This window comes from Pseudorhodoferax sp. (assembly GCF_047601025.1).
Lineage (GTDB): Bacteria > Pseudomonadota > Gammaproteobacteria > Burkholderiales > Burkholderiaceae_C > Pseudorhodoferax.
This window is the reverse complement of sequence record NZ_JASGJZ010000001.1, coordinates 4,443,448-4,463,742: the sequence shown is the minus strand read 5'-3', so window position 1 is coordinate 4,463,742 and position 20,295 is coordinate 4,443,448. Positions and strand designations below refer to the sequence as shown.

Below are 20,295 nucleotides of genomic sequence, written 5' to 3'. Positions count from 1 at the left end.
GCAAGGGCGGAGCCATCCAATGAGCACGGAGAAGCACACCATCGCCGTACTCGGCGGCACCGGCGCGGAAGGCAGCGGCATCGCGCTGCGGCTCGCGCACGCCGGCCACCACGTGATCCTGGGCTCGCGCGATGCGGACAAGGCCGCGCGCGTGTGTGCCGAGCTGCGCCAGCGCTCGCCCGCCGCCAGCCTCGCCGCCGCCCCGAACGCCGAGGCCGCCGCGGCGGCGCAGATCGTGTTCCTGACCGTGCCGCACGCCGCGCAGCAGGCCACGGTGCGCGAGGTGCAGGGCGCACTGGCCGGCAAGATCCTGGTGGACGCCACGGTGCCGCTGGTGCCGCCCAAGGTCGCGCGCGTGCAACTGCCCGAGGGCGGCTCCGCCGTGGCGGCCGTGCAGAAGCTGCTGGGCGAGGCAGTGCGCGTGGTGGCCGCCTTCCAGAACGTGTCGGCGCACCACCTGCGCGACCTGGCGCACGCGCCCGACTGCGACGTGCTGGTCTGCGGCGACGACCCCGAGGCGCGCCAGACGGTGATCGGGCTCGCGGCCGACATGGGGCTGCGCGGCGTGCACGCCGGCGTGCTGGCCAACGCGGCGGCAGCCGAGGCCCTGACCTCGGTGCTGATCGCCATCAACATGCGCTACAAGGTGCCGGGCGCCGGCATCCGCATCACCGGGCTGGCGAGCACCTGACCCGCAGCACCACGCCATGAACCCGGACGCCGCCGCGCATCCCCCCTGCTCGCCGTCCACCGGCGACGGCGAGTTGCGCCTGCGCGCGCTGCGCGGCATCCCGGAAGTGCGGCCCGGCGACGACCTGTGCGCGCTGGTGCTCCGGGCGCTGGCCGACAGCGGCGAAACCCTGCGCGACGGCGACGCGTTGGTGCTGGCGCAGAAGATCGTCTCCAAGGCCGAGGGCCGCCTGATGGACCTGGCGACCGTGCGCCCCGGCGCGCGCGCCGAGGCCCTGGCGGCCGAGGCCGACAAGGACCCGCGGCTGATGGAGCTGGTGCTGCAGGAGTCGCGCGAGGTGCTGCGCTGCCGGCGCGGCGTGGTCGTCGTCGAGCACCGGCTGGGCTTCGTGATGGCCAACGCGGGCATCGACCAGTCGAACGTGGCGCAGCACGGCGCAGGCGTCGCGCTGCTGCTGCCGGTGGACCCCGACGCCTCCTGCGCGGCGCTGCGTGCGGGCCTGCGCGCGGCCACCGGCGCCGACGTGGCGGTGCTCGTCATCGACAGCCACGGCCGCGCCTGGCGCAACGGCGCCGTCGGCGTGGCCATCGGCGTGGCCGGCATGGCGGCCGTGGCCGACCTGCGCGGGCAGGCCGACCGGCACGGCCGCGCGCTGCGCGTCACGGAAGTCGGCGCGGCCGACGAACTGGCGGCCGCGGCGTCGCTGCTGATGGGGCAGGCCGCCGAAGGCCGCCCCGTGGTGCTGGCGCGGGGCCTGCCCTGGCCCCGCGGCGACGGCCGCGCGCGCGACCTGGTACGGCCGCGGGCGCAGGATTTGTTCCGCTGAAGGAAAGGACGGGAGTCATGATCATCGCGCTCGCAGGCGGCGTCGGCGGTGCCAAGCTCGTGGACGGGCTGGCCGCCGTGCTGCCGCCCGCGGAGTTGCTGGCCGTGGTGAACACCGGCGACGACTTCGACCACCTGGGCCTGCGCGTCTGCCCCGACCTGGACACGGTGATGTACACCCTGGCCGGCCGCGCCAACCCCGAGACGGGCTGGGGCCTGGCCGGCGAGAGCTGGCAGTTCATGCAGGCGCTGGAGCGGCTGGGCGGCGAGACCTGGTTCCGCCTGGGCGACCAGGACCTGGCCACGCACGTGCGCCGCACCGGCCTGCTGGCGCAGGGGCGGACGCTGTCGGAGGTGACCGCGTCGCTGTGCGCCGCGCTCGGCGTCGCGCACCGCGTGCTGCCCATGTCGGACGACCCGGTGCGCACCATGGTGCGCATCGACGAGGGCGAGATCGGCTTCCAGGACTACTTCGTGCGCCGGCACTGCGAGCCCGTGCTGCGCGGCCTGCGCTACGCCGGCGCCGAAGCGGCGCGGCCCGCGCCGGGCCTGCTCCAGGCGCTGGGGGACGCACGCCTGCGGGCCATCGTGCTGTGCCCCTCCAATCCCTACCTCAGCATCGCGCCGCTGCTGGCCATGCCCGGCATGCGCGAGCGGCTGCGCGCCGCGCGCGTGCCGGTGGTCGCGGTTTCACCGATCGTCGGCGGCCAGGCGATCAAGGGGCCGGCGGCCAAGATCATGCGCGAGCTGGGGCACGCGCCTTCCGCGCTGGAAGTCGCGCGGCACTACCGGGGGCTCGTCGACGGCTGCGTGCTGGACCATGCCGACGCCGCGCTGTCGGAAGACGTCGCCGCGCTGGGCATCGCGCCGCTGGTCACGGCCACCGTCATGCACGCGCGCGAGGACCGCGCGCGGCTGGCGCAGGAAGTGCTGGCCTTCGCGCACCAGGTGGCCGCGAACCCGCCGGGGGCGCGGTGAATCCACTGCTGGTACTGCCGGTGAAGTCCCTCGCGGGCGGCAAGAGCCGGCTCGCGCTGCACCTGGCCCCTGCGCAGCGCCGGTCGCTGAATGCCGAGCTGCTGGCGCGCACGCTCGCGCTGGCGGCGCGCTTTCCTTCGCTGGAGCACACGCTCGTGGTGAGCCGCTGCCCCGAGGTGCTGGCCATGGCGCGCGCGCGCGGCGCGGCCGTCCTGGTGGAACAAGGCTGCGGGCTCAACACCGCCGTCGCGCAGTCGCTGCAGCTGCCCATGCATGCGCAGGACCGCCCCGGCAGCCGGGTCCTTGTCCTCTCCTGCGACCTGCCGCTGGCCAGCGAGCAGGACCTGCGCGCCCTCGCCGCCCACGACGGCGTCGTGCTGGCCACGGACCGCGCCGGCACCGGCACCAACGCGCTGGGCCTGCCCCGCGGCCTGCCCTTCCAGCCGCACTACGGCCCAGCCAGCCGCCAGCACCACACGGCCGAGGCGGCGCTGCGCGGCCAGCCCTGCCGCGTGCTGCACCGGCCGGGGCTGGCCTTCGACCTGGACACGTGGGACGACTACCGCGAATGGCAGCGGCAGCCGGAAGGGCACGCCCGCGGCGAGACGCCGCGCCTGGCGGCCTGAACGCCGCTCAGGGCTGCAGCAGCCGCACCAGCGCCGACACGTCCGGCAGCGACTCCAGGCCCTCGACGGCGGCCGCCAGCCGCGTGGCCGTGTCCGCCGCCAGCGGCCGCACGGCCAGGCTCGCGCAGTCGGCCGCCTTGGCGGCGAACTCCGCGGCCGACATCGGGTTCTCGGGATGGCCGCGCGGCAAGTCCACGCGCGCCTCCAGCCGGCGGCCGTCGCGCAGCACCAGCACCACGTGGGCCGGCGTGATGGAGCGGCCCCAGCCGCGCTCGATCGCCTCGTCCACATGGGGCCGCACGCGTGCGGCCAGCGCGCGCACCTCGTCGCGCTGCAGCGCCTCCGGGCCGAAGTGGCCCAGCCGCAGGCCACCGTCGATCCAGGCCGCCGCGACGCAGTACGGGATGCTGAATTGCGCGTCCACCACCGTGCGCGGGCTGGCGCGCACGGCCTCGGGCACGCAGACCATCTGGTAGCCGGACTGGTTGACGCCCACGTGCACGGCCTCGACCTCCGCGCCATCGCCCGCCTGCGCGCGCAGCTGCAGCACCGCATCCACGGCCGAGTGCGTGTTGCGGCAGCTGGCGTAGGGCTTGTAGCTCAGATTCAGCAGTTCGAAGCGGCGCCCCAGGTCCTCGCGCGCGGCGTCGGCGTGCGCCTCGCCGCGCAGGTACAGCGGGAAGAAGCCGTAGTCGCCCTCGAACACGCCCTGCACGCCGTGGATGCCCTTGCGCGCCATCTGCACGGCCACCAGCGCGGCCTGCGCGGCCATGCCCGGCAGCACGCGCTTCATCAGCGAGGCCTCGCGCGTCACCTGCAGGTTGCCGGCCACGGCGCTGTAGACGATGCCCAGGGCGTCGCGCAGCTGCGCCTGCGGCAGGCCCAGCGCCCTGCCGGCCGCGGCCGTTGCGCCGAAGTAGCCCAGCAGCGCCGTGTAGATGAAGCCGCTGCGCATCACGTCCATGCGGATGGCCGTGCCGAGCCGGCAAGTCACTTCCAGCCCCGCGGCGACGGACGCGACCAGTTCGTCGCCCGGCAACCCGCCGCGCAGCTGGGCGGCCGCGAGGGCCGCGGGCACGGCGGTGATGCCGGCGTGCAGGATGGCCGCGTCGTGGGTGTCGTCGAAGTCGCGCGCATGCGCCATCGCGGCGTTGGCCCAGGCGGCATGGTGCGCCGGGTAGCGGCCACCGAAGGCGAGCAGGCCCGCCTGCGGCGCGCCGCCCCACTCCTGCACCAGGCTCGCGACCTCGCCGATGGCCGCGGCCGAGGAACCCGCCAGCGCGCAGGCGAGGGTGTCGAGGATGTTGGTCTTGACGGCCGCCACCACGCGCGCATCGAGCTGCGCCGCCTGCAACCCGGCCGCGAAGCGCGCCAGGTCGACGGCCAGGTCGGACCGCTCGGAGGATGGGGCCGTACCGGATGCAGACGCAGCAGGCATCGGGAGTTCCGCAGCCATGTCGCTACTGCCGCACGATGCCGGCCTTGTCCAGCACCTGCTGCATGACGCCGATTTCGTCCTGCTGGGCCTTGCCGAAGGCCTCGCCGCACAAGGGGTACGGTATCAATCCGCGCTTGTCCATGCTGGCCAGAGAAGCCGGCGACGCCAGCGCCTGGCCCACCGCCTCGCGCACCTGCGCGAGCACGGCCGGCGGCGTCTTCGCCGAAGCGTAGACGCCGAACCAGGGCAGCAGGTTGTAGCCCGGCACCCCGGCCTCGCTGGCCGAGGGAACGTCCGGCAGCTCCTTGATGCGCTGCACACCCGCGACGGCCACCGGCCGCAGCTTGCCGCCCTGGTAGAACGGCGTGGCCGAGATGTGGTCGATCATCATCATGTCGACCTGCCCGCCGCCCACCTCGGTCAGCGCCGTCACGCTGGAGCGGTACGGCACCCCGGTGAGCTTGATGCCGGCGGACTGCGCGAACAGCTCGCCGGCCAGCCGCGTGGTGGCGCTGGCATAGGCGAAGGTCAGCTTGCCGGGCTGCGCCTTGGCCGCGGCCACCACGTCGGCCACGTTCTTCCACGGCGCGCTGCCCGTGATGTTCATGACGTTGCTGGTGCGGGCCACGGCGCAGACCGGCGCGAAGTCGTGCACCGGGTCGTAGGGCATGGTCATCTTCATCAGCGGATCCAGCACCGTCAGCGAGCTGCTGGTAAACAGCAGCGTGTGGCCGTCGGGCGCGGCGACCAGCAGCGCCTGTCCGCCGACGGTGCCCTCGGCGCCGACGCGGTTCTCGACGGTCACCGGCTGCTTGATCTGCGCCGAGAGCGCCTGGGCGAAGTCGCGCGCATTGACGTCGGTCGTGGTGCCTGCGCTGAAGGGCACGATGACGGTCACGGACCGGTCGGGGAAGGCTTGGCCGGCGCACGCGGCGGTCGCCAGCAGCACGGCGGAACACAGCTTCTTGAACATGGACGGTTCTCCGCGATTGAATGTCGGCCGGTCGTGGGTTGCACGACCCACGACTCCATCAATAATGCATCATGCATTAACTTTTCGACTATGCCATACTCCCATGCGATGGTCACGGAGGTCTTCCCTGTGTTCGTTTATTAATGCATGATGCATAATCTGCCATGACTACGCCCACCCCCAGCTTCGCCGCCTCGCTGCCGCCGCTCGAGCGCGCCGTCGTGCAATTCCTGCTCGACTTCGACCGGAACGCCATCGATCCCGCGTCGATGGCCGCGGCGCAGGCGCTGCTGAAGGACCAGCTGGCCGTGCAGGTCGGCGCCTCGCAGCTGCCGTGGTCGCGCGACGTGCGGCGCTTCCTGCGCAAGCCACGGCCCGGCGCCGCCACAGTGGTGGCGGAAGCCGCCACGATGGACGCGGCCGACGCCGCCTACCTGAACGCCACCTACGGCCACGGCTTCGAGTACGACGACGTGGCCGGCAACGCGCATCCGGGCTGCTGCGTGGTGCCGGTGGCGCTGGCCGTCGGCGAGGAACTCGGCGCCAGCCTCGGCCAGGTGGTGGAGGCCATGGTCGCCGGCTACGAGGTCTATGTGCGGCTGGAACGCCTGGCGGCGCCCGAACTCGTCAACATGGGCTGGCATCCGCATGCCGTGATGGCCAACTTCGGCGCGGCCGCGGTGGCCGCGAAGCTGCACGGGCTGGACCTGCAGACCACGCAGCACGCGCTGGCCATCGCCTTCAGCCACGCCTCGGGCTCGACGGAGTTCACCGCCACGGGCGGCTCGATCAAGCGTGCGCATGCCGGCATCGCGGTGCGCAACGGCATCGAATCGGTGGAGCTGGCGCGCACCGGCATCACCGGCCCCACGCACTACCTCAGCGGCCGCAAGGGCTTCTACCGCACCTTCATCCGCCGCGAGGCCGCGGCCGACGCGCCTGCCGTCTTCGCCCCCGGCGCGCCGCTGCGCATCGGCGGCACCTGGTTCAAGGCCTACTGCTGCTGCGGCGCGCACCATGCCTACGTGGACGCCATGGCGCAGGTGCGCGGCCACGCGGCCGAGATCGAGCAGGTGGATGCGCGCATCCAGGCCATGACGGCCAACCTCGCCGGCTCCCCCGACGCGCAGCAGCGCGGCCCGCGCAACATCGAGGAACTGCAGTTCTCGCTGCCGCTGCAGATGGCGCTCTCGGCACTGGGCCTGGGCAACGGCTACGCCACGCACATGGCGTGGATGCAGGGCAGCCTGCCGCTGGACGCGGACTCCGAGGTGGTGCGCCTCGCACGCCGCATCCGGCTGCAGCACAGCCCCGAACTGGACCAGCGCCATCCGCGCAGCTTCGTGGGCGACGTCACCGTGCACTTGCGCGACGGCACGCGGCGCGACATCTTCGTCGACTGCGCCAAGGGCATGCCCGGCAACCCTTTCACCGTGCAGGAGCACCGGGCCAAGCTCGACGAGCTGACGCACGGCGTGATCGGCGCCGCGAACGCGGAGCGCCTGTTCAACCTGATCGACCGGCTGGATGCCGACCAACCGGTGCGCGAGCTCACCGCGCTGCTGCGCGGCTGAACGCCTCTTTCCAACCACCTTCACGGAGACCCACCGGATGCCCACCTCACCGAACCCCGAAGCCGTCCAGCGCCTGCTCGACAAGGAAGAGATCCGCGACGCGATCTGCCGCTACGCCCGCGGCGTGGACCGCGGCGACATGGCGGCCGTGCGCACCGCCTACCACCCCGACGCCTGGGACGAGCACGGCGCGGACTTCGCCGGCCGCGTGGACGACTTCATCCCCTGGGTGGAAAAGCGCCTGGCCGGCAACGACAACTCCATGCACTTCCTGGGCCAGACCCTGATCGAGTTCGCCGGCCCGGACCTCGCCGTGGCCGAGACCTACTTCGCGAGCCGCCGCCTGCTGCATCCCGTGCCCGAAGCCTATGCCGGCATCGTCGGCGCCTCGGACGCCGTCGCGCGCGAAGGCTGGGGCCGCTACGTGGACCGCTTCGAGCGGCGCGACGGGCAATGGCGCGTGGCCCACCGCACGGTGGTCATGGAGGCCTTCTCGCACTCCATCGCCCTGGGCGGCAAGCGGCCCGCGCAGGGCGGGACCTGGGGACGGCGCGACCAGACGGACCGGGTGTACGCACTGCGGGCGGAAGTGCTCCAGGCGGACTGACGCGGGCTCACGCCGGTGCGGCTGCCGCGCCGGCCTGCGGAATGTCGGCGAAGCCTGCCACGCCCTGCCGCGCCAGCCTCACGATCAGGTGTTCCGCCCCGCGCACGATGTGGCGGAACGTCGGCGAGCGCGTCCGGCTCTTCATCCCGCAGACGCAGGACCGAGACGATGATCGGGTGGTACTGCACGGCACACTGCAGCCGGCCCTCGATGCCGGCATGGAAGCCGGTCGGACAAGTGCCTGGCCAGGCTACCCAGCATCTGCGCAAGCCGCGGCGACTGCGCCGACAGGTTGAACCTGTGACGGAGCTCGTGACCAGGCAGGCGATCGGCGCCTGGTCGCCAGCGACAGCGACGCACTCGTGCCGCGCCTGCAGCGCACGCAATGGCACGTGTTCCGCCCCGGCCATGCACGGCGCGGCATCCGCTGCACGAAGGACGCGCCCTGCAGCATGACGGCCGCCGCCTTGGAAGAGGCACAGGCGATGCGCTCGCGCTTGGCCATCGAGCCGACGGTGAAGGCGATGTTCACGCAGGCGCCCCCGGCCGCTCGACGCGATGCCCTGCTGCAGCGCGGCATACGTGCATCACGCCGTTGAGCCTGGAAACGGTGGTCGGGTATCCGCAGAAGCAGATGCCATGAACGGTCCATCGATCAGCACCATCACCCAGGCATGATGCATTGTGCATAAAATTCACCACTTCGCGACGTATCCGCGACCGGCCATTTGAGCAACACCAGCGTAGGGATGCCCATGAACACGACCATCGCCCCCGACATGCAGCGCGAGGAACTGCACCTGCGCCGCATCGAACTGCGCGGCTTCCGCCGCGGCGACGGTCTGTTCGAGGTGGAAGGGCGCATCGTCGACACCAAGCCCTTCGACTTCGCTCCGCCCAGCGGCGCGCGCATGGCCCGGGCGGGCGAGCCGATCCATGATCTTGGGGTGCGCCTGGTCTTCGACGCCGACATGGTGGTACGCGAGGTCCACACCGCCAGCGACGCCTACCCTTACCGCGACTGCGCGCAGGGCGGGCTGCAGCTGCAGGCGCTGGTCGGCCTGCGCATCGGCGCCGGCTGGAACAGCGAGGTGCGCCGGCGCCTGCCGCCCGCCGAGACCTGCACGCACTTGCGCGAACTCCTGATACCGATGGCCACCGCCGCCATGCAGGCCCTCGGGCCGCTGCGGATCGACCAGTTGAACGCAACCGACGCCCAGGACCGGCCCCTCAAGCTCGACAGCTGCTATGCCTATGGCGCCTCGCGCGAGATCGTGCTGCGGCGCTGGCCGGCCTTCCACCGGCCCGCGTCCGAAGGCGCGAGCAGCGCGCTGCTCGGATGATCGACCGACCGGATTCCGGCGACCTGCCATTCGCAGCCCTCACGGACCTGCACCGCCCGCAATGATGTCACCGCAGACCCACATGCAAGCCGTCGCCTTCCACGCCTTCGGAGGCCCGGAGGTGCTGCATATCGTGCAGCGCCCGATGCCGGTACCCACCGCCGACCAGGTGGTGGTGCGCGTCGTCGCCGCCGCCGTCAACCCCACGGACCTGCTGATGCGCGCCGGACTGCAGGCGGCCAGCATGCACGGCCTCGCCCCGCCCTTCGTTCCGGGAATGGAGTTCGCGGGCCACGTGCACACCACCTGCGCCGGCGCGCCGCACCTGCATCCCGGCCAGCCCGTCATGGGCATCGTGCACCCGCGCCAGCCGCAGGGCGGCTGCCACGCGGAGTACGTCGCCGTGCCGGCCGCCTCGCTGGTGCCGGTGCCACCGGGCATCGCGCTCGACGCGGCCGCCACCGTGCCCATGAACGGGCTCACGGCGAGGATCGCGCTGGAACTGCTGGCCCTGCCCCCCGGTGCAAGCCTGCTGGTGACCGGCGGCACCGGCGCGGTGGGCAGCTGCCTGATCCCGCTGGCGCGGCGCGCCGGCCTGCGGGTGGTGGCCGACGCACATCCGGCCGACCGCGCATTGCTGGCGCAGTTGGGCGCGCAGGACATCGTCGCCCGCGGCCCGTCCATGACCGCGGCCGTGCGCGCGCTGTACCCGCAAGGCGTGGACGCACTCGTGGACGGCGCGCTGCTGGGAGAAGCGGCGGCAGCCTGCGTACGCGACGGCGGAGGTGCCGCCCTGCTGCGCAGCCAGCCGCCACCACCGGACGCGCTGCGCGACCGCCTGCACCTGCACCCCGTCCAGGTACTGTCGCGCATCATGTCCACGGCCGAGCTTGCGGAGCTGGCCGAGCGGTTGCAGGACGGCACGCTCAGGCCGCGCATTGCGGCGCGCCTGCCATTCACGCAGGCGGCCGAAGCCCACCGGATGCTGGAACGTGGCGGGCTGCGTGGGCGCGTGGTGTTGCTCTTCAGCGACGCCGTGGCTGCCAAGGCGCCGCGGCAGCCTGCGCCACCATGAATGGCCCGGAATGAAAAAAGGGGCGTAAGCCCCTTTTTTTCAAAGCCCTACAGGCGCCGACGGACGCCTGCAGGCCATAACTTGGAGCGGGAAAACGGTCTCGAACCGTCGACCTCAACCTTGGCAAGGTTGCGCTCTACCAACTGAGCTATTCCCGCATTTTCCAACCGGATGCAGCACCCGGTCAGAACGAATCGGAAGACATGAACTTGCGCTACAGCGCCAGGCCCTGCCCCGACTTCCTCTACCCTGATGAGTGAGAGGAGCTTTGCATTATAGCCAGATTTCAGTGCCCTGGACAAGCGCCCGCATGTGCGGCCCGTTTTGTGTGGTCTCCAGCGTCAGGCTGATGCGCAACCGGCGGGACAGGAACACCCGCAACCGCTCGGCGATCCTCGCATGCAAAGTGCCCCGCAGCGTGACGATTCCCGGCCACACCACCAGTGCCGCCCAATCCGGACCGGCCCGCCGCACGCTCCGGGCAGCCGGCGCAGCCGCCCTCCCTGAACACCGCTCCTACGTTCCGACCTGGGAAGCCCTCTACGTCCGCACCCGACGCGCGCCCCTCGCAGAAGCCGATTCGAGTCCCCCGAGAAGCCGGCCCGAGTCCACCGGCCAGAACGCCCCGGCGTATGGACGGCGACAGACGATGGGCCGCCGCGCCGACTCCAGCGGCAGCATGGCGCACGCCCATGCGCACCTCGCTGGCGGGCCGCGGCGGCAGCAGGCGCTACGCGCTCGCGGCGGCACCGAATCAAGGCGACCGCACCCTCTGCAAAAGCACGCAGGCGCTACGCGCCCGCGGTGGCGCCGCCATCGACCGGCAGGATCGCGCCCGTCACGAAGCTGGCATCGTCGGACAGCAGGAAAGCGATGGCGGCGGCCACCTCACCGGCCTCGCCTTCGCGGCCGATCGGGTGCGCCCGGCGGATGCGCCGGACCGTTTCCGGGTTCTCGAAGCTCCTGGCCGTCATCGGCGTGCGGATCATGCCTGGCGCCACCGCGTTGACGCGGATGCCGAGCGGAGCGAGCTCCAGCGCCATGGAGCGCGTCAGGCCGGAAACGCCGTGTTTGGACGCCACGTACCCCACCCGGTTGGCGACGCCCGTGAGGCCGCAGACGGAAGAGACGTTGACGATCGCCGCCGGCGTCCCGCGCTCCCTGGCTGCACGGGCAAAGGCCTGGCAGATGTGGAACGTGCCGTCCAGGTTGACGGTCATCTGCCGGCGCCACGCCTCGGGTTCGATGTCGAGCAGGTTGTCGACGCCGCGGATGCCAGCGCAATGCACCAGCCCATGCAGGTCGCCACGACGTTCGACGGCCGCCGCGACGAGCGATGCGACCTGCTGCCGGTCGGTGACGTCGGCGCACACACCGACGATCCGCGCGCCATCGCCGAATTCCGAGACGATGCTGTCGAGGGAGGGCTGGCTGACGTCCGCCGCAACGATCGCCGCGCCCTCGTCGATGAGACGCCGGACACACGCGGCGCCGATGCCGCTGCCCGCGCCGGTCACCAGAATGGTTCTGCCTTCGAAGCGCTTCATGGAACCCCTTTGCCGTCCGGCGTCACGCCAAGCCCCCAGGCTGCAGACACTGCGCACAGAAGAAGAGATCTGCACTGGCTGCAGGCCGGATCGCCGCCGTTCAAGAATCGAGAGATATTCTCGAATTCTTCATGCATCATATATTGTTCATTGCTAGTGGCTGCTCTTCACCACGGCCACCGAAGCCCATCGTCCGTCAGCCGCCCGGCGGGGCCAGCGCGCCGCCCGCATCCGCCAGCACCTCGCGCAGGCCGGCGATCAGCAACTGGATCAGCGGGTCCGTGCGCCGTACCGCGGCGTAGCCGAACTGCAGCGCCGTGCCGCAGGTGGACCCGGGCACGGTGCACAGCGTCCCCAGCGCCACGCCCTCCTCGGCGAACTCGCGGCGCACGAAGCCCAGGCCCAGGCCGCTGGCGACCATCGCGCGCACCAGCATCTCGTTGCCGACTTCGAGCACCGGGCGGATGCGCACCCCATGCGGCTGGAACAGCCGCTCGGCGATCTCCGCATGCGACGTGCCCGGCGGCGTGACGATCCATGGCAGCGCCGCCAGGGCCGCCCAATCCGCGCCGGCCAGCTGCTCGCGCCAGGCAGCCGGCGCGGCCACCATGAACTCCCGCGTCCCGACCTCGAAGCCCTCCATTCCCGCGCCCAGCACGCGCTCGACGAAAAAGCCGGCCTCGAGCTCGCCGGCCAGGACGCCCTGGCGTATGGACGGCGAGATGCGCGCCTCGATGCTCAGTTCCACCAACGGGTAGTGCTGCTGGATCCAGCGGACCAGCGCAGGCAGCCACGCCAGCAGCTGCGGATCCGCGATGGTGCCCACCACCAGCCGGCCGGCGGGACTGCCGCGCAGCTCGCGCGCCAGGCTGGCCAGCTCGATGGACGCGCCCAACAGCCGGCGCGCGCCCTCGGCCAGGCGCATGCCCGCCGCGGTGGGCGCCAGCCCGCGCGCGGTGCGGGTGAACAGCGGCAGGCCGAACTGTTGCTCCAGTGCGCGGATATGGTGGCTGGCCGCCGGCTGGCTGATGTGCAGCCGCTCGGCAGCGCGCGTGAGATGGCCCTCCTGCATGACGGCCACGAAGGTACGCAAATGGGTCAGGTCAAGCATCGTCGGACGGGGTGATCGCGAACCGCAGTCGACGCCATGTGGGGCCGGGCCGCTTCCGGATTCCCGAAGCGCCCGGCCGTCGATGCGCCAAGCACGGGCATGCGCCGGCCATCGGGCACGGGCCACAGCACCATCGCCCCGCCACGATATTCGCAGCCCGAATCGCCGTCATTCGGAATCACCATTGGACGATGTCTTTCCATATTTCATACATTGTGCATGGATCGATGGAGGCCGCAGCCGGATGCGATCGGCCGCCGGGGACACGGCATGACAACGGCGATACGCAAGGAGAGTCGAATGGGGACACGCAGTTTGCGCGACGACCGTGCAGGCGAAGGCGACATCGAAACCGACCTGCTGGTGTTCGGCAGCGGCGCAGGAGGACTGTCGGCCACGCTGTTCGGCGCCCGTGCCGGCCTGGACGTGCTGCTGTGCGAGAAGCGCACCCACGTCGGTGGCACCACGGCCACCTCGGGCGGCGGCATCTGGGTGCCCGGCACGCAGGCCGGGCTGGCCGCCGGCGACTCCATCGAGCGCGCCACCGCCTACCTGCGCGGCGAACTGGGCAGCCACTACCGCGCGGACCTCGTCGAAACCTACCTGGCCCAGGGTGCGCGCGTGATCGAATCGCTGAACGCGCAGACCGAGGTGCGCTACGAGCTTTCCGCGTGGCCGGACTACCACTCCGACGCGCCGGGCGGCGTGCGCAAGGGCCGCACGCTGTTTCCCGCGCCGTTCGACGGCCGCCTCCTGGGGCCGGACTTCGCGCTGGTGCAACCGCCGATGCACCGCCTGATGGTGCTGGGCGGCCTGATGCTGGGCGCCAACGAGATCGAGGATTTCCTGCATCCGCTGGCATCGGCGGCCACGGCCGGCCGCGTGGCGCGCAAGGTGGCCCGCTATGCGCGGGACCGCCTGCGCCACGGGCGCGGCACGGACCTGCGCTTCGGCAACGCGCTGGTGGCCCGGATGCTGTACAGCATGCCGCGCGAGCGAGTGTCGATCTGGACCGAGGCGCCGCTGGTCGAACTGCTGCGGGACGGTGAGAGGATCTGCGGCGCGGTGGTCCTGCACCGCGGCACGGCGCGCAGGGTGCGCGCCCGCCGCGGCGTGGTGCTGGCCACCGGGGGATTTCCGCACAACCAGGAGATGCTGCGCACCTACGGGCCGGCCTTTCCGCACCGCCACAGCCTGGGCTGCCCCGCCAACGTGGGCGAAGGCATCCGCGCCGCGCAAGCGGTGGGCGCGGCCATGGACACCGCACTGGCCAGCGTTGCCAACTGGACGCCCGCCTCGGTGGTGCGCGACCGCCAGGGACGCGAGACGCCCGTCATCTACGGCTACCTGGACCGCGGCCGCCCGGGCGTGATCGCCGTCAACGCACAGGGCCGGCGCTTCGTCAACGAATCGAACTCCTACAACGACATCGTGAGCGCGATGTTCCGCGACGGCGGCGGCCGCGAGGCGGCGTTCCACTTCGTGTGCGACCACGCCTTCGTGCGCCGGCACGGCCTGGGCCTGGTGCGACCCTGGCCGTGGACGCGCTCGCTGGCGCCCTATGCCCGCTCCGGCTACATCACCGTGGCCGATTCGCTGCCGGAGCTGGCCCGGCGCATCGGCGTGGATGCGGCCAGCCTCGTGCAGACGGTCGAGCGGCACAACGGCTACTGCCGCACCGGCGTCGACCTGGAGTTCGGCAAAGGCTCGACGGCCTACAACCGCATGTTCGGCCACCCGTCCGCCGCGCCCAACCCCAATCTGGCGCCCATCGAGGCGGCGCCCTTCGTGGCCCTGCGCATCCACGCGGCCTCGATCGGCACCACCATCGGCCTGAAGACCACCGCGGACGCGCAGGTGGTCGGCACCGGCGGCGATCCGATCCCCGGCCTCTATGCCTGCGGCAACGACCTGGCTGCAATCATGCGCGGCGGCTATCCCGGCGGGGGCACCATGATCGGCCCGGCCATCGTCTTCGGCTGCCTGGCCGTGGAACACATGCTCCAGGCCAGGGCGGCGACGCGGCAGGCGGCGCAGCCCCGGGTCGCGCAGCCGGCCTGATCCGCCCCCCATCGCACGCCCCGGAGGACCGCCATGGACGCTCTCCCCGTCATGCATCCGAGCGAGCTGACTGCACACATCGAGATCCGGCAGGCGCTCGCGCGCTACTGCCGCGGGCTGGACCGCGGCGACTTCGACCTGATCTGCAGCGCCTACCACCCCGGCGCGATGGACCGCGGCCGCCTGACCGGGGACGGCCCCGCGGAGGCCTTCGCCCGCTTCGCCGTGGACAAGCTCGACCAGCCCCGCATCGTGGGCCAGCACCACCTCACCAACGTGCTGGTGGAGCTGGACGGCGACCAGGCCCGCGTGGAAAGCTATTTCCTGCTGTACCGGCCGCAGACGAATCCCACCACCGGAGACAGCGAGCTGGTGCCCGCAGGCGGGCGCTACCTCGACCTGTTCACCTGCCGCGGGGGGCGCTGGCGCATCGCCGAACGCCGCGTGGTCATGGACTGGGTCCGGCAGCCGCTGCCCGGCTCGCAGCTGTCCAGCGAAGTCCGCGGCCCTGCGCCCGGCCGGCGCGAGCAAGACCCCTCCTGGCCCTTCCTGCGCCGCACCCCGCCGGACTGAACCGCCGGCGCGCCGCATCGCACCAACGGCGCCGAAGAGCTGCCGTCGCCTTCCACCACCCTCCAGGAGACACCATGCCACACGCCTTCCCCCGCCTGCTCGCCACCTTCGCGCTCGCCGCCGGCGCCCTGGCCCCGCTTGCGGGCGCCGCGCAGTCGTCCTTCAAGAGCCCCATCCGGGTCATCGTGCCCTATGCGCCTGGCGGCGGGGCGGACGCCGGCGCCCGCCTCCTCGCCCCGGGGCTCTCGAAGGAGCTGGGACAGAACATCTTCATCGAGAACAAGCCCGGCGCGAACGGCCAGATCGGCACCCAGCTGGTCCAGCACGCAGCGCCGGACGGCACGACGCTGCTGTTCACGGTGGACCACTCGCTGATCGTCGTGCCGCTGACCACGCCCGGCGTCACCTACGACGCGAACCGGGACTTCGTCGCATTGGGCCAGGCCTTCCGCAGCCGATGGACGCTGACCATCCCCGCCAACGCGCCGTACAAGGACTTCGCGCAGTTCGCCGAAGCCGCACGCAAGGACCCGCTCATCCGCTCCTACGGCGTGTCCTACATCGGCGGCGCGCCCGGCGCCGTGGGCGACGCGATCGGCAAGTACCTGGGCGTGGAGATGGTCGCCGTCCCCTTCCCGGGGTCCGCGCCCGCGATGCAGAGCGTCATGGGCAACCAGGTGCCCTCCGTCTCCACCGGCATGCCCGAGGCGGTCAAGGCGCACCACGCCGGCAGGGTCCGGGTCGTGGCCCTGACGGGCCCCACGCGCTCCGAACTGCTGCCCGAGGTGCCGACCTTCAAGGAACTGGGTGTGCAGGATCTGGAGACCGTGCGCACGCTCATCGGCTTCTTCGCGCCCAAGGGACTGCCGCCGGCGATGGCGCGGGAATTCAACGCGGCCCTGCGCAAGGTGCTGGCGACCCCGCAGGTCCACGAAGCCTTGCTGCAGATGTCGCTCGAACCGGCGAACACGACGCTGGAGGAAGCCGCCAGCGAGATCGAGGAGGCCGGCCGCTTCTGGAAGCAGAAGGTGGGCGGCCCGCGCTGAGAGGCCATGTGGCGGATGGCCACGGAAAGGACAGGCACGATGCCCGAAAGTTCTCGTGAAGTCGATGTGGTGGTGCTGGGCTGCGGCGCCGGCGGCGTGGCCACGGCGCTGGGCGCACGGCGCCGCGGCAGCGAGGTGCTCATCGTCGAGCGCCAGCGCCCCGGCAAGCACACCCCCAGCGTGCGCATGTCCGGCGGCTGGCTCATGACGCTGACCTCGGCGGCCGAAGGTGCGGCCTACCTGTCCGCCTGCGCGGGCGGGCAGGTGGACGAGGCCCTGTTCCGGCCCTGGGCCGAGCGCAACGTGCACCTGCAGCGCTGGCTGGAGGACATCGGTGTGCAGCTGATCCTGGCCGATACCGAGACCTGGGGCCTGTCGCGCGAGGAGTACGGCGCGCAGATGTGGGCCGAGCATCCCCACCTGCCGGGCGCGCAGTCCGTGCGCGTCTGGCGCACCGCGACCACGCTGCCGCCGCGCCTGCCCAGCCAGGGCGGCATGACCGGCGACACCGGCCTGGTGCAGGGCGGCGAGGCGATCTATCGCGGCCTGATGCAGGCCGTGCAGGACCACGGCATCGGGCTGCAGTGGAACGCGCGTGCGCAGAAGCTGCTCGTCGAGCACACCGCGCAAGGCCCCTGCGTGCGCGGGGTGCGCATCGACACCCCGGAGGGCCCGCAGGAGATCCGCGCGCGCCGCGGCGTGGTGCTGGCCACGGGCGGCTTCGGCGGCAACCCCGAGTACGTGCGGCAGTTCCTGCAGGTGCCCGACACGCGCTTCTACGGCAACCCCGACAACCAGGGCGACGGGCTGCGCATGGCCATGTCGGTGGGCGCCGACCTGGTGCGCATGACGCGCATGGTGGGCCGCGGCATCATCAGCTTCGACGTGCCGGACCAGGGCCAGACCGGCTTCCTGTTCGTGATGAGCGGCGGCGGCTACGTGATCTGCGACCAGGACGGCAAACGCTACGCCGACGAGTACGAGCAGGCGCAGCAGCAGCACACCTTCTACTACCGGATGCAGGACTTCGACCCGCGCCGCGTCGGCTACACGCGCTCGCCCTCGTACTGGATCTTCGACGAGCGCCGCCGCCGCGCCGGCCCCCTGCCCTTCACCGACCGCGCGGCGGTGGCCGTGGGCCTGTACGACTGGAGCGCGGACAACCAGCGCGAGATCGACGCCGGCTGGATCGGCCAGGGCGCCACGCCCGGCGCCGCCGCCGCCGCGGCCGGCGCGCAGGAAGACCCGGCACGCTTCGATGCCTCGGTGGCGGCCTACAACGAGGCCTGCCGCCAGGGCAAGGACGCGTTCGGCCGGCCGGCCTCCACACTGGTGCCGCTGGACAGCCCGCCCTACTACTGCGTGCCGCTGTACCTCGGCGGCCCCTACACGCACGGCGGGCCGCGGCGCGACCTGCAGGGGCGCGTGATCTCGGTGGAGGGCCGGCCCATTCCGGGGCTGTTCAGTGCCGGCGAGATGGGGCAGGCCGTGGGGCTGATGTACCCGGCCTCGGGCGCGTCCATCGCCGAAGCGCTGTGCCTGGGCGAACTGGCCGGCGAAAGCACGATGGCCTGAACAGGCGGAAGGCGGACCCGCCGCCGCCCGGCGGTTGCCATTCCCATTCCAGAACCGAACCCAGGAGACACCGGCATGGCTTCATCCAATTTCGACAACATGCGCCGCCGCTGGCTGCGCACCGTGCTGGCCGCGGGCGCGGCGGCGTCCGGGCTGGCCGCCGGCGGCGTGCAGGCGCAGCCCCAGGACTGGCCCACCCGTCCCGTCCGGCTGATCCTCGGGTTCGCGGCCGGATCCTCGGGCGACCTGCTGGCGCGCATGATCGCGCCGCGGCTGGAAGCGCTGTGGAAGCAGCCCGTCATCGTGGAGAACAAGCCGGGTGCGGGCAGCGTGATCGCGACCGAGTACGTCGCCTTCTCCAACGACAACCATGTGTTCCTGGTGGGCTCCCTGAGCAGCCTGCTGCCCAAGTACACGACCAGGAACCTGCGCTACGACCCGGTGACCGACCTGGTCCCGGTCTACCGCCTCATCGACTACGAGTTCGTCATCGTCACCAACGCGAAGACGGCCGAGCGCGCCGGCACGCTCCAGGAGATGAAGCGGCTGGGCCAGTCCACGCAAGGCGTGTTCTTCGCGGGGACCGGGCCGGCCTCGATCTTCAACCTGTCGATGGCGGTGGTGAACCGGTCGCTGGGCATCCGCTACGCCACCATCGACCACAACAACGTTCCCGCCATGACCATGGCGGTGCTGCGCAACGACGCCCAGCTGATGGTCAACGCCCCCGGCGCGATCAGGCAGTACTTCGATTCCGGCGAGCTGCGGCCGCTGGCCGTCTTCGGCAGGGAACGCTACCCGAGCATGCCCGACGTGCCGACCGTCTACGAGGCCGGCTACAAGGGCGACTTCCTGCCGCTGTCCTGGCACAGCCTCTTCGCGCCCAAGGCGATGCCGGCCGCGATCGTCGAGCGCGTGGGAAGCGACCTGCGCACGGTCCTGAGCGACGCGGAGCTCAGAAAGTCGATCGAGACGCGCCTGACGGGAACCGTCCCGGCGTCGTCGCCAGCGCAATTCCGCAAGGAGTACCTGGAGGACGCGAAGGCCTGGCAGGCGGCGTTCATCGCGCTGGACTACAAGCCGGAGTAAGGAGCCGGAAGCACACGGGCGCGCACCAGCGCAGCGCCTGCGGCAAGACAGAGCACCGCAGGCCGGCCGAAGTCGCATCCCCGCCTCGGCATCCCTACCGGTTCGACAACGACCCTCACTGGAGACCTACATGAAACCCCTGCAATTCGACCACGGGCGCCGCGCCTGGCTGCGCCACGCCCTGTACGCGGGCGCTGCCGCGGGCACCTCCCTGCTGTCCGGCACCGCAGCGGCGGCCGCGGGCGACTGGCCCACGCGGCCGGTGCGGCTGGTCGTGGGCGTGGCCGCCGGCTCGACCGGCGACACCATGCTGCGCATGCTCGCGCCGCGGCTGGAAGCGGTCTGGAAACAGCCCGTCATCGTGGAGAACAAGCCGGGCGGCGGTGGCGTCGTAGGGCCCGAGTACGTGGTCAATTCCAGCGACGGCCACACCTTCCTGCTGGGAACCCTGAGCAACGTGCTGCCCAAGTACACCGTGAAGAACCTGCGCTACGACCCTGAGACGGACCTGATCCCGGTCTACCGCGTCATCAACTACCAGACGGTGTTCTTCGCCACACCCGAGACCGTCGAGAAAGCCAGGACGCTGCCGGGGATCGTCGCGCTCAGCCAGTCCTCGCCGAACGGCCTGTTCTTCGCGGGCACGGGACCGACCTCGATCTTCAACATGATGATGGCCGTCGTGAACCAGACGCTGGGCATCCGCTACACCTCGGTGGACTTCAACAGCGTGCCGAACATGACGCTGGCCCTGCTGCGCGGAGACGCGCAGATCGCGATGAACGCGCCCAACAACGTCAAGGCCCAGATCGAGACCGGCAAGCTGGTTCCGGTCGCCGTGGTCGACCATGGGCGCTACCCGAACCTGCCCGACGTGCCCACGATCGTGGAAGCCGTCGGCTACACGGGCTACATGCCACTGTCGTGGGGCGGCATCTTCGCGCCGAAGAACACGCCGCGCAGCGTGGTCGACACCATCGCGCGCGACCTGCAGGCGGTGCTGCTGAACCCGGAATTCAAGAAAGACCTGGAGACCAAACTCGGCGGCGAGGTGCTGAAATCCTCGCCCGCCGAGTTCGCCCGCGACTTCACCGAGGACATGCGGATCTGGAAGGGCGTGGTGCAGTCGCTGAACATCGTTCCGCAATGACGCGGCCGGGAGT

19 protein-coding genes and 1 tRNA gene are annotated in these 20,295 nt (G+C 71.7%); 15 read left to right on the top strand and 5 right to left on the bottom strand.

What is annotated here, in order from left to right; all coding sequences use genetic code 11:
• The first annotated feature begins 19 nt into the window (after positions 1-19).
• From npdG to cofC, 4 genes are read left to right on the top strand one after another with little or no spacing between them, the layout of a single operon-like run.
• Positions 20-691, top strand: coding sequence for an NADPH-dependent F420 reductase (gene npdG, locus QM782_RS20725; protein WP_415204766.1), 672 nt, complete (start codon positions 20-22; stop codon positions 689-691).
• 16 nt (positions 692-707) lie between these two features.
• Complete coding sequence (gene cofE / locus QM782_RS20720; protein WP_415204765.1) at positions 708-1,517, top strand: coenzyme F420-0:L-glutamate ligase; 810 nt, start codon at positions 708-710, stop codon at positions 1,515-1,517.
• A 17-nt stretch (positions 1,518-1,534) separates the two neighbouring features.
• Positions 1,535-2,494: a 2-phospho-L-lactate transferase gene (gene cofD, locus QM782_RS20715; protein WP_415204764.1), complete on the top strand. Its 960-nt coding sequence runs from the start codon at positions 1,535-1,537 to the stop codon at positions 2,492-2,494.
• Positions 2,491-3,120 carry a 2-phospho-L-lactate guanylyltransferase gene (cofC, locus tag QM782_RS20710; protein ID WP_415204763.1) on the top strand — a complete coding sequence of 210 codons (630 nt, stop codon included), beginning with the start codon at positions 2,491-2,493 and terminating at the stop codon, positions 3,118-3,120. The genes cofD and cofC overlap by 4 nt, the downstream gene beginning before the upstream one ends.
• Before the next feature lie 7 nt (positions 3,121-3,127).
• Here the strand turns inward: cofC and QM782_RS20705 are convergent, their stop codons facing one another.
• Both QM782_RS20705 and QM782_RS20700 read right to left on the bottom strand, forming a co-directional pair.
• Positions 3,128-4,558, bottom strand: a complete 1,431-nt coding sequence (locus QM782_RS20705) for an MmgE/PrpD family protein (RefSeq protein WP_415204762.1) — start codon at positions 4,556-4,558, stop codon at positions 3,128-3,130.
• A gap of 22 nt (positions 4,559-4,580) precedes the next feature.
• Positions 4,581-5,531, bottom strand: a complete 951-nt coding sequence (locus tag QM782_RS20700) for a Bug family tripartite tricarboxylate transporter substrate binding protein (RefSeq protein ID WP_415204761.1) — start codon at positions 5,529-5,531, stop codon at positions 4,581-4,583.
• 164 nt (positions 5,532-5,695) lie between these two features.
• On the opposite strand from QM782_RS20700, the gene QM782_RS20695 reads away from it, so the two are divergent.
• The 5 genes from QM782_RS20695 to QM782_RS20675 all read left to right on the top strand — a co-directional run bounded on the left by QM782_RS20695 (position 5,696) and on the right by QM782_RS20675 (position 10,130).
• Positions 5,696-7,105 carry an MmgE/PrpD family protein gene (locus tag QM782_RS20695; protein WP_415204760.1) on the top strand — a complete coding sequence of 470 codons (1,410 nt, stop codon included), beginning with the start codon at positions 5,696-5,698 and terminating at the stop codon, positions 7,103-7,105.
• Positions 7,106-7,142: 37 nt separating this feature from the next.
• Entirely contained in the window at positions 7,143-7,712 is a 570-nt protein-coding gene (locus QM782_RS20690; RefSeq protein WP_415204759.1) for a nuclear transport factor 2 family protein, read from the top strand.
• A 362-nt stretch (positions 7,713-8,074) separates the two neighbouring features.
• Positions 8,075-8,311 carry a hypothetical protein gene (locus tag QM782_RS20685; protein WP_415204758.1) on the top strand — a complete coding sequence of 79 codons (237 nt, stop codon included), beginning with the start codon at positions 8,075-8,077 and terminating at the stop codon, positions 8,309-8,311.
• A gap of 156 nt (positions 8,312-8,467) precedes the next feature.
• Positions 8,468-9,055, top strand: coding sequence for a DUF2889 domain-containing protein (locus tag QM782_RS20680; RefSeq protein WP_415204757.1), 588 nt, complete (start codon positions 8,468-8,470; stop codon positions 9,053-9,055).
• An 82-nt stretch (positions 9,056-9,137) separates the two neighbouring features.
• Positions 9,138-10,130 carry an NADP-dependent oxidoreductase gene (locus QM782_RS20675; RefSeq protein ID WP_415204756.1) on the top strand — a complete coding sequence of 331 codons (993 nt, stop codon included), beginning with the start codon at positions 9,138-9,140 and terminating at the stop codon, positions 10,128-10,130.
• 82 nt (positions 10,131-10,212) lie between these two features.
• Here the strand turns inward: QM782_RS20675 and QM782_RS20670 are convergent.
• The 3 genes from QM782_RS20670 to QM782_RS20660 all read right to left on the bottom strand — a co-directional run bounded on the left by QM782_RS20670 (position 10,213) and on the right by QM782_RS20660 (position 12,788).
• Positions 10,213-10,288: transfer RNA gene (locus QM782_RS20670), tRNA-Gly, on the bottom strand.
• 633 nt (positions 10,289-10,921) lie between these two features.
• Complete coding sequence (locus tag QM782_RS20665) at positions 10,922-11,677, bottom strand: SDR family NAD(P)-dependent oxidoreductase (protein WP_415204755.1); 756 nt, start codon at positions 11,675-11,677, stop codon at positions 10,922-10,924.
• 196 nt (positions 11,678-11,873) lie between these two features.
• The gene (locus QM782_RS20660; protein ID WP_415204754.1) at positions 11,874-12,788 is read right to left on the bottom strand and encodes a LysR family transcriptional regulator; all 915 of its coding nucleotides are present in this window, start codon (positions 12,786-12,788) and stop codon (positions 11,874-11,876) included.
• 300 nt (positions 12,789-13,088) lie between these two features.
• On the opposite strand from QM782_RS20660, the gene QM782_RS20655 reads away from it, so the two are divergent.
• The 6 genes from QM782_RS20655 (at position 13,089) to QM782_RS20630 (ending at position 20,282) form a co-directional block, all read left to right on the top strand.
• Positions 13,089-14,849, top strand: a complete 1,761-nt coding sequence (locus QM782_RS20655; RefSeq protein ID WP_415204753.1) for an FAD-binding protein — start codon at positions 13,089-13,091, stop codon at positions 14,847-14,849.
• Positions 14,850-14,882: 33 nt separating this feature from the next.
• Positions 14,883-15,422: a nuclear transport factor 2 family protein gene (locus QM782_RS20650; RefSeq protein ID WP_415204752.1), complete on the top strand. Its 540-nt coding sequence runs from the start codon at positions 14,883-14,885 to the stop codon at positions 15,420-15,422.
• A 74-nt stretch (positions 15,423-15,496) separates the two neighbouring features.
• Positions 15,497-16,468: a Bug family tripartite tricarboxylate transporter substrate binding protein gene (locus tag QM782_RS20645; protein ID WP_415204751.1), complete on the top strand. Its 972-nt coding sequence runs from the start codon at positions 15,497-15,499 to the stop codon at positions 16,466-16,468.
• A gap of 39 nt (positions 16,469-16,507) precedes the next feature.
• Entirely contained in the window at positions 16,508-18,043 is a 1,536-nt protein-coding gene (locus QM782_RS20640) for an FAD-dependent oxidoreductase (RefSeq protein ID WP_415204750.1), read from the top strand.
• Between the two features lie 75 nt (positions 18,044-18,118).
• On the top strand, positions 18,119-19,132 hold the full coding sequence (locus QM782_RS20635; protein ID WP_415204749.1) for a tripartite tricarboxylate transporter substrate binding protein: 1,014 nt from the start codon (positions 18,119-18,121) through the stop codon (positions 19,130-19,132).
• Positions 19,133-19,262: 130 nt separating this feature from the next.
• Positions 19,263-20,282: a Bug family tripartite tricarboxylate transporter substrate binding protein gene (locus QM782_RS20630; protein ID WP_415204748.1), complete on the top strand. Its 1,020-nt coding sequence runs from the start codon at positions 19,263-19,265 to the stop codon at positions 20,280-20,282.
• Positions 20,283-20,295 lie beyond the last annotated feature (13 nt).